Here is a 14,165-nt window from a genome sequence, read left to right on the forward strand (position 1 = left end):
TACTTTATTTTCCATCCTGTGACGGCATATGTGCAGAAATATCCACGCCGAGTCCATGAGCCAAACGTCCGCCAAGCTGTCCATCCGCTCGGAAGAAGTGGCACAGGGCACGCATTTGAATATCAACAGATACGCCCTTAAGGTCATTGATCAGATTATCAAGCAAATGCTGCTGCTCTACAGGAGTAAATGAACGGAACAGCTCCCCTGACTGCGTATAATCATCCGTCTTCTCGATTTTCTCTCTTGTAACATGCCCTTGCAACGGAACCTGACTGTCCCGGTATGCCGGATCTTCTTGCGGGCTGTTTCCTGAACTGTTGGGTTCATAGTTCACCGGAGATGGGTCCTGATTCACATTCATGAGTCCATCACGCTGATGATTACGAACGGGTGCGTACGGGCAATTCACCGGAATTTGCAAATAGTTCGGTCCAAGCCGGTGACGCTGTGTATCTGGATAGGAGAATAGACGTCCTTGCAACAATTTGTCTTCGGAAGGCTCAATTCCGGGTACAAGCGCACTAGGAGAAAAGGCCGCCTGCTCCACTTCAGCAAAGAAGTTTTGTGGATTCCGATTCAGGGTCATGGTCCCTACCGTATGGAACGGCAATACATCTTCAGGCCATGTTTTGGTTGGGTCGAGTGGATCAAAAGCAAAATCATCCATTTGCTCAGGCTTCAAGAGCTGTACCTGAAGCTTCCACTGCGGGTACTGCCCGTTCTTGATATGTTCATGCAGGTCCCGGGTAGCATGATTAAAGTCCTGTCCTTGTACCTCGGCAGCTTCCTGACGAGAGAAGCCTCGCACGCCTTGTGCAGACTCCCATTTGTATTTCACATAGTGGACCTGTCCCTGTGCATTAATCCATTTGAAAGCATGTACGCTGAAACCATCCATCTCCCGATAACTTGCTGGTGTGCCCAGATCAGAGAACAACCAAGTCATCATATGTGTTGATTCCGGTGAGAGGGTCATAAAGTCCCAATATCGGGCAGGTTCCTGAATGTTTGTATCCGGAGCCGGCTTCAAGGAATGCACCATATCAGGGAACTTCATCGCATCACGAATGAAGAAAACGGGCAGATGATTACCGACAATATCATAGTTGCCTTCCCGTGTGTAAAATTTGACGGAAAATCCACGTGGATCTCGTGCAGTCTCTGGTGATCCCGTACCATGAATAACGGTTGAAAAACGAACCAGCACATCCGTCTCCGTACCTGGATCTTGTAGGAAGTCAGCTGTTGTATAAGCCTTCATACTCTGCTCCAGCGTGAATACACCATGAGCTCCGGCACCTCTCGCATGTACGACTCTTTCGGGAATACGTTCACGGTCAAAGTGGGCTATTTTCTCAATGAGATGGTAGTCTTCAAGCAGTGTCGGCCCTCTTCTGCCTGCTGTGCGGGAATTCTGGTTGTCACCTACAGGTGCTCCCTGATTCGTTGTCATACGTTCTGTCATCATGTCGTCCTCCTCTAATGGGTCTCACGGCTGTTATATATCTACTATTAAAATCATATTCGGCTTCGGTTTAAATATACATTTAGACTTGATCTAACTGTTAAATTGATTCTAACATGTCCCACTCTACTCTTGCATGAGGTTCACATGAGATTAAGATGAGGTTCTTCAACATTCATGAATGAACTATGAACATGTTTTAAGGGAATGATTCTGATCTGCCTCTCTATTAGGTAGTACCCGAAAAAGCATGAAGTGAAAGATAAAATTTGGGCAAAAAAAAGCGGACTAATCCGCCAGGCGGTAGCCCACTCCTCTTACTGTTACAATATATTGCGGCGAAGACGCATTATCGCCCAATTTTTTGCGCAAGCTTTTGATATGAACATCGACCACATTACTTCCACCCGTAAAGTCCGTCTCCCAGATATCGCTGAGCATTTCCTCACGGGAAATGACTGCACCTTTGGCATCAATCAGCTTGAGTAACAGATCATATTCGGTCTTGGTTAGATGAATCCGGTTATTATCGCGCTGTACACTCATCCTTTCACGATCGAGCCACAGATCTTTGAATCCGATACGGTGCCCTTCCTCAGGCAAAAAACCACGGTTGGGCAGAGCAGGGCTGTTGCCAATCATGCGCTGCACTCGGTAAAGTGCTTCCTGCGGGCGTGCAGGCCACACCAGCAATTCCTCCTGAAGCATCGGTCCACTTGCACTGCCAATCATCTTCTCACCAACCAGATACAAACAAGGGGTTGTATGCTCAGCCTCATGATTCAATCGGCTGCTAATGCCGGCAAATGCATCGATAGTTCCAGCAACAGACAGATCATAGATCAACAGATCAAAGACAAGACGCTCATGCAGATCCGGTTCCCAGCGATGGAAGACCAGTACATCAAAGCAACTATCCGTTAAGGCCTTTACCAGTTCATGAACCTGCCCCGGCATCGGGCTGATCAGAATAACACGCCTTGTAACCGGACAATTGTCCACAAGGGGTGTTGAGTCAGACAAGGCTGGTTTAACCCTTAGGGGTAAACGGCGGCCAGGCAGTTTTATTTTTACTTGATCCGTTTGTTTCTGCATTCCCCGCAGACACCTCCAAAGACCACATGAGCATGATCGATTGCATATCCGGTTTCTTCAGCTACCTGTTTCATCCATTGTGGAGGAACCTCTGTCATCACCTCGTCCACTTTGCCGCACACTTCACACATAATATGCTGATGATCATCCATACGGGCATCGTACCGGCTTGCTGTCTCTCCGAGTTTAAGTTCCCGTATCAATTCTTTGTCCGTCAGATAACGAAGAGAATTATACACCGTACCATAAGCAAGATTATATCCTTGTTCCACGAGTCGATTCATGACATCAGCAGCTGTCGGGTGATCCTCTGAATGGCGCACCACATCATATACCGCTTGCCGTTGTATCGTCAGATTTAAAGTTCTCACAACCATTTCTCCTTTATTATTGATCCATTTTATATGAAATCAGACACTGATCTTCTACTTATGATGGTCTTCCCAAAAAGAAGGAATATATTTTGATTTAGATTAAGTATAAATCTCATTGCATATTGAAGTCAATATCACTCTAACATCCTGTATATGCAAATAAACCACCTTTACCAGCAATCCCCTCATAAATTTGGGATAATATGGTTCGCTACAGCGCAAATTTTCAGATAAAATATAGGGATGTGCGTAAAAAGGGGGAATGTCGGTTGTTTAGCACTTTTTTCATTAATATCTGTGTCATGATTACGTTTATGTATGTGTCCGGGATCATCGCAAAGTTCTATAGTATCCGATTGCCTTTTCCCTCGTTACGTGTTCAGTTGATCGGCGGCTTATTATTCGGTATATATGGCACAGTACTCATGAACTATTCATTCCCTCTGAACGAAACTACGATTGTAGATCTACGGCATCTGGCCATCGTTACCGCAGCGGTATATATGGGAGGATTGGCTTCGGTCGTTACGGGACTCATGATCTCGATCATTCGTATTCTGATGTTCGACTTATCATCCTCTGCCATAGATGCAGGTTTTGTCATGACTCTGATCGGACTGTCCGGTGTATACTTCGCCTATGCTCCTTGGTCCAGACTGACCAAAATAATTACAATGAATCTGCTTGGCATGACATTAATCTTTATCATTCTTATGTTGAATACAGACAGCATGAATTCATTAATGAAGATATATCCGTTACAAATGACCATTTCCTTTGCCGGTGGATTATTTATCTATTTCATTGCAGAATTCATTAATAAATCTAATGAAATGTTATTTCTATTGGAAAAAAGAGCTTCTACCGATCATCTTACCAACCTGAGCAATCGACGACAGTTCGAAAAATCACTTCAACTGGAACTCCAGCGTGCGCGGGATTACCAACAGAAGCTTTCCTTGCTTGCCATTGATATTGACCGATTCAAAAAGGTAAACGACACCTATGGTCATTCCGCTGGCGATGCGGTCCTGAAGCAACTTGGACAACTACTTGTTGAACATGCACGTTCTGCTGATATCGTATCACGAAATGGTGGGGAAGAATTCGCCATTCTCTTGCTCGACTGTGGACACCGTCAGGCCGTGGCTACCGCCGAATCTATACGACAGGCTGTAGAGAAATACCATTTTGCTCTGCCTGACGGGCACACGACACGTCTAACCATCTCCATTGGTGTAGCCGTGTACCCCGATCATTGTGATGATCATGACGATGATGATTTCTTCGAACAGGCCGATCGTGCTTTATATGAAGCCAAGAATACAGGGCGTAACCGTGTGTGTGCCTTTACTTTTCGTTCCTTGCCTCTTACACTTTAAATTCCGATCTAACCTTTCAATAAACTAACCTTTCAATGTTCTCCAAAAAAGGGATGTCTCGTTCGCCTATTCAGGCGCACAGGACATCCCTTTCTTTATAGATCATTAGATATCATCTCAGCTTGTGTGCTGACAGGAGATCAAGCAAGGATACTCTCAATCTCCTCCACAATGGCAGCATCCAGCTTCACGCCAGATGCAGCCGCGTTCTCTTTTACCTGCTCGGGACGACTCGCCCCTACAAGTGCACTGGATACATTGTTCTGGCGCAGAATCCAGGCAAGGGCCAGTTGGCCAACCTTCAGATCCAGCTTGTCCGCCACTTCAATCAGTTGACGAACTTTCCCGATACGATCCGCATTGATCTTTCCTTCGTCCCATCCTAGCTTGGCAGCACGGCTATTCTCTGGGATATCGGAAACGGACGTATATTTCCCGGTCAATAGACCTTGAGCAAGCGGGGAGTATACAACTTGTCCGATGCCTTTACGCTCGCCGAGCGGGATAATCTCATTTTCGATATAACGGTCAAACATGTTGTACACCGGCTGATTGACCACGATACGATCCAGAAGCAAACGATCTGCTGTACCCAACGCAGCTTCCATCTGAGCCGCTGTCCACTGGCTGACGCCTACATATAACACTTTGCCTTGGCGTACCAGATCATCGAGCGCGCGGAGTGTTTCTTCAATTGGTGTTTCGGTATGATAACGATGGCAGTAATAGATATCCACATATTCAACGCCCAGGCGCTTCAAGCTGGCTTCACATTGCTCCTTGATATGTTTGCGAGACAACCCCTGGTCATTCGGACCATCACCCATTTTGCCAAATACTTTGGTTGCAAGTACATAAGAGTCACGGGAATATGCTTTGAGCGTCTGCCCCAGCAGTTCTTCTGCTGCACCCCGTTCGTATACATTGGCAGTATCAAAAAAGTTAATGCCTTCATCAAATGCAGTTTCAATTGATTTCACCGCATTCTCACGTTCCACATACCCTCCGTACGTCAGCCAGCTTCCCAGGCTGATCTCGCTTACTTTCAGTCCGCTTCCACCTAATCTGCGATAATCCATTGATTGCATATCCTCCTCTGTTGGTTATAAAGATGAAGTTCACTTTCTATTGTAACGTAACCAGCTCGGAATAAAAGGGCTTTGGCTCAGAAAATGGAAAATGAAAAAAAGCGCACCTATAAGGTGCGCCGAATAAAGATCTATGATCATGATCTAAGGCAAAGTAATGCTCAATGCATTCAACAGATCAGCCTGTCTGACCGGCTTGGTCAGAACAGCATCAAAGGCTTCTGCTTCATGCAATTCAATGTGCATACCATAAGGAACAAGAACAATGACGGGCAGATTCTGCAGTCGCTGTTTCAGTTCATGTACAAAATCGACCGCACCGCCTTCCATTAATCCCATATCCACAACGGCTACATCCGGCATGAATCCTTCCTTGATCCAATCATGCGCTAATGTCACACCCGAGGTCATGTGTACATCCATCTCCCACCTACGCATCAGGGAAGAGACACCTTGCAAAATATCAGGGTCCTTGGCAAGCAACACCTTTTTCCCTTTTAACCGCTGCTGAACACTTGCGAGTTGAGGTAACTCCCAGTATCTGCGCAACGGAAGGGAGATGTTGAATTCCGTCTCATTTTCCTTCACACTGCTCACCTGAATACGGCCATGCATGAGAATGGCAAGATTCTGGCTTACAGCTAAACCCAGATTGCTTCCAATCAGTTTTTGGATATTCAAATTTTCATCTTGGCTGTTAAAGGTTGGTGTCTTCTTGTCCGATAACATCTGACCCGTGTACTTCACCTTGAGCTGAAGTGTACCGGTCTCCTCCAATTCTTCTCCGTTCACCACTGCTGTGATCAGAACGGAACCTTCACGCGTTGAATCGAGAGCATATTGAATGACGTGTGCAAGCAACTGTCCAATCTTGACTTCATCACCAACGAACACTTGAGATACATTCAGTTCAAGATTTAATCCCAGCTCAATGTTCTTGCCCGTCGCAATCCCGGCATAGAGATACACGGTATTCTCAATGGTACCTACCAGATCAAACGGATCATCATGTATAACCGTTTTACCTGCTTCATTTATGTTGAAATTCATCATATTATTCAGCAAGGAAAGCAGAATATTGCCGCTTGTCTCAATCATGTTCACATATTCGGACTGCTCCTCAGGCATATCCGGTGTGCGCATCAGATCTGTCAGTCCCAAAATACCGTTCAAAGGATTGCGAATCTCGTGACTCATTAGCTTCAACATCTGTGTTTTGGTCATAGCCTCAGATTCGGCACGTTCTTTCTCTGCCTGGAGCTGTTCTTGCATTTGTTCCGAATCACTCAATTTCTGCTCCTGAACATGCAACGTGCTTTCCAGATCAACAACATAACCCAGGAATACAGCCATCGCCTTCAGTGTCTTCATATCGGTTTCGCTGATCACATAACCAGGATCATCCATCAGACAGATGGTGCCAAATGTTTCGCCCGATCTTCTCATAATAGGCACGCCCACGAAGAAGCGATTGCCAAGTCCGCTCGTAACGCCCATGGATCGTGTCATCGGATGTTCACATGTATCCGGGATCGTAAGCACGTTACCGTTGTCTCTTAATACCAGGCTGCAATATGAATCCGTAAATGGAAGTGCACTGCCTTTAACAACTAACTCTTCCGTACGATTAAAGGCCTCCAAAATGACATTGGTCACCCCGTCATTCGTGGCAACAAAGATGGTATTGACCTTCAATATACCACTTAATACGTCTACGATATGAGCCGCAGCTTCCTTTATATCTTCATAGAAGCCTCTTGTAATGCCTTCTGCCGTCCCCATGATTCACCCCTCTTATCTTAGCTGCACTTTCAAATCTGTATTTCAGAATGTTTAATCACGTACAGGGGTCATCAAAAATCCGAATAGCTGTCACAATCTATACTTATATGATTAACACCGTAGAAGTATAAGAGAATCATACTCCCTGCCTATTGCCCATTTGTGGACAAAAGCAGGTCTTAAACGGATGGTTTAACGACCGCGAATTCATTGCAACTCGCCTTTTCAGCTTGATTAGAGTCCATCTTGTCCGACTTCGGATATTATACTTGCAGAATAACTAGAAATTATACGCTTCCGCTCAGACTTTGGAAACCTTTATCCGCAGCAATTAAAGGAAAGTCCACTTTGCCCACTACGTTGTGTGACCATTATCACACCCAAAAAACCACATATAGTTTATAAATGGATAATACGAATCTACATATAGTATTTAACGTGAATTAAATGATAACCAAATCATTTTAGGAGGAACCTTACATGAACATGCTTGAGTATGCCACTCCACCGGCATCCGATCTATTATCCGACCTGGGAAGACGCATTATTGGCGCAGAAGACGCCGATACGCTGAGGGAAAATGCAAATCTGAACGGGGACTCCTTCAGCGGCAAGATGAGCAGGCTCGGTTCGGAGACAGCCAAGTGGCATGCTCTGCGTCATGTGTTGCCGGAAGAGCTTGCCCAAGCTGTGGAGAATGGGGATCTGTATGTACACGATCTGGATCAGTATGCACTTGGAACGACCAACTGCATCTTTATCCCGTTTGACCGTCTCCTTGCTGCGGGTTTCAATACAGGCAACGGATCGGTTCGCACACCTCAGACGATCATGTCTGCAATGGCCCTGGTTGCGATCATCTTCCAATCCCAGCAGAACAGTCAATATGGCGGTGTATCGGCCAATAAGATTGACTGGGATTTGGCCCCTTATGTACAGCGATCGTTCCGCAAACATTATCGCAAAGGGCAACGCCTCTTTGGTGAGCATGCCCTGCTTGAGGATGAACAGCTTTATCTGGACAGCATCGAAGCGAAAAATCAGTGCCCGCGCGCATATGCCTTCGCCTATGAAGAGACTGAGCTGGAGACAGGACAAGCTGCTGAATCACTGATTCATAACTTGAATACAATGAGCAGCCGGGCAGGTGGTCAGATTCCATTCACTTCACTGAACTATGGATTATGTACTTCAGCGGAAGGAAGGTTGGTATCGCGTTCATTGCTCGAAGCAACCATCCGTGGCCTGGGCAACGGGGAGACTCCCGTGTTCCCTCAACATATTTTCCAATGTAAACAGGGGATCAATCAGGCTCATGGAGAGCCGAACTATGATTTGTTCCGCCTCGCAGTCACCTGTTCATCCCGGCGGATGTATCCCAACTTTGTCAATGTTGATGCTTCGTTCAATCTGCCTTTCTATCATCCGGAAGATCCGGATACGATCATTGCAACTATGGGATGCCGCACACGTACACTGGCTGACCGGTTTGGTCGCAATCGTCAAAGTGGCAAAGGTAATCTGTCCTTCAACACCATTAACCTCGTGAAACTCGGCATCCGGTTTGGCATCTGCCAAGGTGCCAGAGCTGTCGCTGACAGTGCGGGATTCTACACTGCTTTGGAGTCGGTTATGCATAATGCCACTTCCGGCCTGCTGCATCGCTACCGAATTCAGACAGCACAGCCTGCCAAGGCATCGGACTTCATGATGCGGGAGGGTGTATGGGAAGGTGGAGAACAGCTTGGCCCGAACGAGCCGGTTGCCGATCTATTAAAACATGGAACATTATCTCTTGGTTTTATCGGTCTTGCGGAATGTATGACAGCTCTCTATGGGCGCCATCATGGGCAGGACCCACATGTACACCACGAAGCGCTCAACATTATTCGGACCATGAGAGAGTTCTGTGACCGGATGAGCGAGCAGCATAACTTGAATATCACACTGTTTGCCACACCTGCTGAAGGGTTGTCCGGCAAATTCACGAAGATCGACAGAGAACGATACGGCCTCATTGCTGGGGTTAATGATCGTGAGTATTATACGAACTCATTCCATATCCCGGTATACCACACTCTTCCAGCTTATCGGAAGATTGAACTGGAGGCCCCGTTCCACACTTTATGTAACGCGGGTGCAATCTCCTATGTGGAGCTTGACGGAAACGTTCGGGCCAACACCGCAGCTTTCCTGCGAATTGTGCAGTATGCACTGGCGCAGGATATCGGTTATTTCTCTATTAATCATCCGATTGATCGCTGCCCTGCATGTGGTTATGAAGGCGTCATTGGGGATGTATGCCCAGGCTGTGAAGCCCACGAGAACCATGTGCACTTCCAGCGGTTACGCCGCGTAACTGGCTATCTAACCGGAGATTACAAAGTACGCTTCAATGCTGCGAAGCAAGCCGAAGTGCGGGATCGGGTGAAGCACCGGTGAATCTATATGGTTACATCCCGGAATCGGTGAATGAAGGGACAGGCCTGCGTGCTGTGTTGTTCATCAGCGGATGTGGTCACGCCTGTCCAGGCTGCTTCAGTCCGGATTCGTGGAGCTTTCGAGCGGGTGAGCCCTTTACAGAGGAGCGGCAGCAGCAGATTCTGCATGAAGTGACGAGTCATCCATTGCTGGATGGCGTTACGTTGTGTGGTGGTGATCCCTTTTTCTCGGCAGCAGAATGTACGTCTTGGGTCCAGCAGCTCCGAGCTGCACGTCCTGATCTGACGGTATGGGCCTACACGGGATTCGAATATGAAGAACTGATTACCGACCCTGCGAGAGCGGAGCTTGCCCAGTTGTGTGATGTGATTATTGACGGGCGATACGTTGAAGCGGAGCGTGATGTCTCCCTTCCCTTCCGCGGCAGTCGGAATCAACGTTTGATTGATGTCAGTGCAACACTAGCCACTCGAACCATCGTTACAATACAGCTCAGTATGCTGTAAACATTGGTTTTATTCCCCTCACCAACTAACAAGGCACGGGTCCCCAGCGGACTCGTGTCTTGTTGGCGTATAGTGGTCTGCTTTAAGAAATAGGTTTTATCCATTCTCTCTATTTTCTTCTCTATTGCATGACGATATATAATATAGGTAGTTACTAAGTTAGCATTTAAAATTTAACCGTTTACATAAGGTAACCAGGGAGGAATCATCTTTTATATGGATATTGTTCAAGCATTAATTACATGTATGCCTTTCTTTCGAGATACGATTCGTCAGGATGTAACCCTCTCCGTTATTGATCATGAGAAATTCCTATATTTCTCAGCAGGGGAATCGTTAAAGCAACTGAATTATCAACCCGGCGACCCTCTGTTGGATGGAAATCGAAATTTTGCTGATCTCAACGGCGGTACCGTCAAACGATTCGATCACTACCCTAAAGATTTATTCGGTGTTCCTTTTGACGTGGCTTTTATCCCCATTAAAAATGAAAAAGGTGAAGTCATCGCCCTGTTCAACCTGCTCTACAGTATGGATGACCAGGACCAGCTGCAACAGCTCATGGATGCTACCGAAAATCTGACCAACCAGTTAATTGACAGTGTACAGCATGTAGCTGCACACTCCGAGGAACTCAGTGCCACAACCGAAGAGATCCGGAATAATTCCAAACAAGCCGTACAGAAATCAGGCAATGTAACTCAAGTCGCCAGCTTCATTCGTGAAATCTCCGAACAAACCAATCTGCTCGGCTTGAATGCAGCCATTGAAGCTGCTCGTGTAGGTGAAGCAGGTGCAGGTTTTGGCGTTGTTGCCAAAGAAATTCGCAAACTGTCTGTGGATACCAAAGAAGCAACGGCCCGTATTGAAGATTCTCTTCTCTCTGTTCGGCAATCCATTCAAGGCATGGAGAATGAACTTGGTGAGATCACTGCCAGCTCCCAAGAACAGGCTGAACTCGTAAACAATTTCATGAGCACAATTGAGCAGCTGAATGAAACCAACAAACAATTGAAGCAATTTGTGCAAAAAATGATTACGTTTGACGGAAAATAAAAATACGTTTAATGGACAATAAAAAATGCGTTTGATAGCAAACAATAAACAAAAGCCTCCGAATAAGTTCGGAGGCTTTTTCATGAGTTATTTGACTTAACGAATCTTGAAGTGACTGATGCGCACGCCTGCAGACAACACAATGTATACATCCTGCGCACCTGATGCACCTGTGAGTTCAGCCTTCACGGTAGACCACTGCTGGGCTTCACCTTGCGCCAGTTCCACACGTCCTGCGAGCGTACCGTCTGGTGAACCGAGTCGAACTTCTAACACAGCACCTGCTTGTTCTGCGGAGACACGCGCTTCAATTGCTGCTGCCCCACTACCCAGATCGGCATCCTTGAAAGCAATCCATCCTTGCTCTCCAACTACACGGACAGCACTTCCGCCCTCTTTGCTCTCATCCAGATCAACACCCAGGTAAGCATCATAATTCTCGGCACGAGTAGCCACACCTAGATTACGGGCAGGGATCGTCTCTCCTTCTACCGTCAGGTCTGCAACCAGTTGGACATCAGAGGATGACTTGGCAACCATGATGGAGTAAGTTCCACTTTCCACGACATACCGATCACGAGTTACATCCCAGATTGCCAGTTCCTGAACAGGCAAGGTGAAGCTGACTTTCGCTGTAGCTCCCGCTTCGATATGAAGACGACGGAATCCTTTTAACGTTTTGAGTGGACGTTTCACCCGGGATTTGCCTGCACGAACGTACAACTGTACAACTTCGTCACTGGCGATTGAACCCGTATTGCTCACATCTACAGTTACCGTAACGTTGCCCTCTGTACCCACTTGAGCTGGGCTAAGTTCCAAATTGCTGTATTTAAACGTTGCATACGTCAGACCATGTCCAAACGGATACAATACATTACCTTCAAAATATTGATATGTCCGACCAGATTGAATGATATCGTAATCCTTGATGTCGGTCAGTTGATCTGCCGATTGTACCCATGTCATATTCAGACGGCCTGCTGGTGCATAGTCGCCATACAAGACGTCAGCTACTGCGTTACCCAGTTCCTGTCCTGCGTGTGAAGTATACAATACCGCCGGGATGTTCTCCTGAACCCAGTTGGATGTGAACGGATAACTACCCACGATGACAACTACCGTGTTCGGGTTCGCGGCATAGACCGCCTCAACCAGACGTTGCTGGGATCCGGCGAGATCCAGACTTGGACGGTCAATCTCTTCTTTACCATTTACAAGCGGATTATTACCAACAAAAACAATCGCCGTTTCCGCAGCCTTAGCCGCTGCTACCGCTTCTTCAAGTCCGTTCACAATCACATCCTGCTTGAACGTCTCTGTGGCACCAAAGGTTTTCAGTTCTTCGGACACTACTAATGCATCGTTTCCACCATTAGGTGCAGTCACCGTTTTGCCATTCCAAGTAGTCAGACCTACACTGCCATCCTCTTGTGGCAACAGGTGGAATACTTCCTTCACGAACCAGCCGTATACTTCATCAGCGGAAGCCGTTACGGTCTCTTCATCTGTGGTCAGATATTTGCCGTTGCTTTCGGCCTGCAAGTTATAACTTCCGAAGCCCCAGTCGGAAACCATGAACGTCTCCGCTTCTCCCGAAGCAATCACAGGTGATTTTTCACCTTCTGCCAGTCCAATTTTCTTCCCACTGGCTACGGAAGTTAACGTAATACGGTCATTACCATCCTTAAACGATACTTTATCGTTGCCTACTTTGCCACGGATCGCCTCAAGTGGGGATACGTTATACGGCATGGTGCCTGCATACCAGTCACGATAGACGGTTCCGCCCAATTGACCAATCACAGCCACTTTACCAGCTTTTGTTTTGTCCAGCGGGAGCGTGCCTTTGTCATTTTTGAGCAATACCACTTGTTCTCTTGCGGCTCTGAGCGACAGTTCTTTTGCTTTCTCCGTCATCATGGACTCTTCACCAATAGCAGCGTACGGGTTGTCTTCTTCCGGATCGAACTCGCCTAGACGGAAACGCACACGGAACGTATTGAACAACGCCTTATCGATGTCATCCATCGTGAGTGTACCTTGTTCCAATCCTTCACGCAGTGCCTGTTTGGACAGCTCAGCATCATCGGTGATGCTATCAATTCCGGCCTTCACGGATTCTACGGTACCTGGTGTGTGGGAATCATAGTATTTATGATCATTCTTGATGCCCATTACGTCGCCTGCATCACTGACAATGAAACCATCCATGCCCCATTCGCCTTTGACAATCTCGTTCACAAAAGGATGCAACAACGCTGGCGTACCATTAATGGAGTTGTACGCTGTCATCATGGACTGTGCGCCGCCTTCCTTAAATGGCTTCTCAAACGCCTTCAGATAATATTCACGCATGTTACGTGGATCAATGCTGGACGAACCACTTCCGCGATCCACTTCGTTATTATTGGCGAGGAAATGCTTCAAGGTAGCGACCGCTTTGTAATACTTTGGATGGTCACCCTGGATTCCTTTGACCAATGCTGTTGTCAGCTCGGCTGTCAGTTCCGGGTCTTCACCATACGCCTCTTCATTCCGTCCCCAGCGCGGGTCACGTTCCATATCCACTGTAGGTGCCCACAGCGTAAGACCGTTCACTGCCGGATTTCGTTTATAAAATACACGCGCCTCGTCTCCGAGTACGGAGCCAATCTCTTTCATCAGATCCGCATCCCATGTGCATGCAAGCCCCACCGGTTGTGGGAAGGATGTTGCTTCTCCAAGCCAGGCCAAGCCGTGGGCCGCTTCTGTACCATGTTTGTATGCAGGCACACCCAGGCGGTCTACTGCCGGCTGATATTGCAGCATGGATTCAATTTTTTCATCTTCCGTCAAGCGGGATACAAGGTCCTTCACCCGGGTGTCTAACTCTAGTGCTGTATCTTGAAACGGATATTTCGTTTGGTTGGTCGTCATATAGAATCTCCTTTGGTTATCGGTAGTTAATTAAAATGATAGCGAATACATAT

The 14,165-nt window shown here is 47.0% G+C and carries 10 protein-coding genes; 4 read left to right on the forward strand and 6 right to left on the reverse strand.

What is annotated here, in order from left to right; all coding sequences use genetic code 11:
• Positions 1 to 4 precede the first annotated feature (4 nt).
• The 3 genes from MHI55_RS28970 to MHI55_RS28980 form a co-directional block, all read right to left on the reverse strand.
• Positions 5 to 1,468: a catalase gene (locus tag MHI55_RS28970; protein WP_047840780.1), complete on the reverse strand. Its 1,464-nt coding sequence runs from the start codon at positions 1,466 to 1,468 to the stop codon at positions 5 to 7.
• 288 nt (positions 1,469 to 1,756) lie between these two features.
• The gene (locus tag MHI55_RS28975) at positions 1,757 to 2,563 is read right to left on the reverse strand and encodes a winged-helix domain-containing protein (protein WP_340387898.1); all 807 of its coding nucleotides are present in this window, start codon (positions 2,561 to 2,563) and stop codon (positions 1,757 to 1,759) included.
• Positions 2,539 to 2,934 carry a transcriptional repressor gene (locus MHI55_RS28980; protein WP_036612807.1) on the reverse strand — a complete coding sequence of 132 codons (396 nt, stop codon included), beginning with the start codon at positions 2,932 to 2,934 and terminating at the stop codon, positions 2,539 to 2,541. The genes MHI55_RS28975 and MHI55_RS28980 overlap by 25 nt, the downstream gene beginning before the upstream one ends.
• A gap of 272 nt (positions 2,935 to 3,206) precedes the next feature.
• On the opposite strand from MHI55_RS28980, the gene MHI55_RS28985 reads away from it, so the two are divergent.
• Entirely contained in the window at positions 3,207 to 4,319 is a 1,113-nt protein-coding gene (locus MHI55_RS28985; RefSeq protein ID WP_340387900.1) for a diguanylate cyclase, read from the forward strand.
• A gap of 140 nt (positions 4,320 to 4,459) precedes the next feature.
• Here MHI55_RS28985 and MHI55_RS28990 read toward each other — a convergent pair whose 3' ends face one another.
• A complete protein-coding gene (locus MHI55_RS28990; RefSeq protein ID WP_047840782.1) occupies positions 4,460 to 5,398 on the reverse strand; it encodes an aldo/keto reductase family protein in 939 nt (312 codons plus the stop codon).
• Positions 5,399 to 5,551: 153 nt separating this feature from the next.
• Positions 5,552 to 7,189, reverse strand: a complete 1,638-nt coding sequence (locus MHI55_RS28995) for a histidine kinase dimerization/phospho-acceptor domain-containing protein (protein WP_340387901.1) — start codon at positions 7,187 to 7,189, stop codon at positions 5,552 to 5,554.
• A gap of 480 nt (positions 7,190 to 7,669) precedes the next feature.
• Here MHI55_RS28995 and MHI55_RS29000 point away from each other — a divergent pair, with 480 nt between their 5' ends.
• The 3 genes from MHI55_RS29000 (at position 7,670) to MHI55_RS29010 (ending at position 11,193) form a co-directional block, all read left to right on the forward strand.
• Positions 7,670 to 9,631 (forward strand): anaerobic ribonucleoside triphosphate reductase, encoded by a 1,962-nt coding sequence (locus MHI55_RS29000; protein ID WP_340387903.1) that lies wholly within the window; start codon positions 7,670 to 7,672, stop codon positions 9,629 to 9,631.
• Positions 9,628 to 10,137: an anaerobic ribonucleoside-triphosphate reductase activating protein gene (gene nrdG, locus MHI55_RS29005; protein ID WP_340387905.1), complete on the forward strand. Its 510-nt coding sequence runs from the start codon at positions 9,628 to 9,630 to the stop codon at positions 10,135 to 10,137. The genes MHI55_RS29000 and nrdG overlap by 4 nt, the downstream gene beginning before the upstream one ends.
• Positions 10,138 to 10,353: 216 nt before the next feature.
• On the forward strand, positions 10,354 to 11,193 hold the full coding sequence (locus MHI55_RS29010; protein WP_036612816.1) for a methyl-accepting chemotaxis protein: 840 nt from the start codon (positions 10,354 to 10,356) through the stop codon (positions 11,191 to 11,193).
• Positions 11,194 to 11,289: 96 nt separating this feature from the next.
• On the opposite strand, the gene MHI55_RS29015 is transcribed toward MHI55_RS29010, so the two are convergent.
• Positions 11,290 to 14,112, reverse strand: a complete 2,823-nt coding sequence (locus MHI55_RS29015; protein WP_076253690.1) for a glycoside hydrolase family 3 C-terminal domain-containing protein — start codon at positions 14,110 to 14,112, stop codon at positions 11,290 to 11,292.
• Between the last annotated feature and the right edge of the window lie 53 nt (positions 14,113 to 14,165).

The organism is Paenibacillus sp. FSL E2-0151 (genome assembly GCF_037993015.1).
Classification (GTDB): domain Bacteria; phylum Bacillota; class Bacilli; order Paenibacillales; family Paenibacillaceae; genus Paenibacillus; species Paenibacillus amylolyticus.

What these genes read in the sequence shown, in the direction of transcription:
- MHI55_RS28970 (WP_047840780.1), bottom strand. Translation starts at nt 1,468, where the DNA reads ATGACAGAACGTATGACAACGAATCAGGGAGCACCTGTAGGTGACAAC.
- MHI55_RS28975 (WP_340387898.1), bottom strand. Translation starts at nt 2,563, where the DNA reads ATGCAGAAACAAACGGATCAAGTAAAAATAAAACTGCCTGGCCGCCGT.
- MHI55_RS28990 (WP_047840782.1), bottom strand. Translation starts at nt 5,398, where the DNA reads ATGGATTATCGCAGATTAGGTGGAAGCGGACTGAAAGTAAGCGAGATC.
- MHI55_RS28995 (WP_340387901.1), bottom strand. Translation starts at nt 7,189, where the DNA reads ATGGGGACGGCAGAAGGCATTACAAGAGGCTTCTATGAAGATATAAAG.
- MHI55_RS29000 (WP_340387903.1), top strand. Translation starts at nt 7,670, where the DNA reads ATGAACATGCTTGAGTATGCCACTCCACCGGCATCCGATCTATTATCC.
- MHI55_RS29010 (WP_036612816.1), top strand. Translation starts at nt 10,354, where the DNA reads ATGGATATTGTTCAAGCATTAATTACATGTATGCCTTTCTTTCGAGAT.
- MHI55_RS29015 (WP_076253690.1), bottom strand. Translation starts at nt 14,112, where the DNA reads ATGACGACCAACCAAACGAAATATCCGTTTCAAGATACAGCACTAGAG.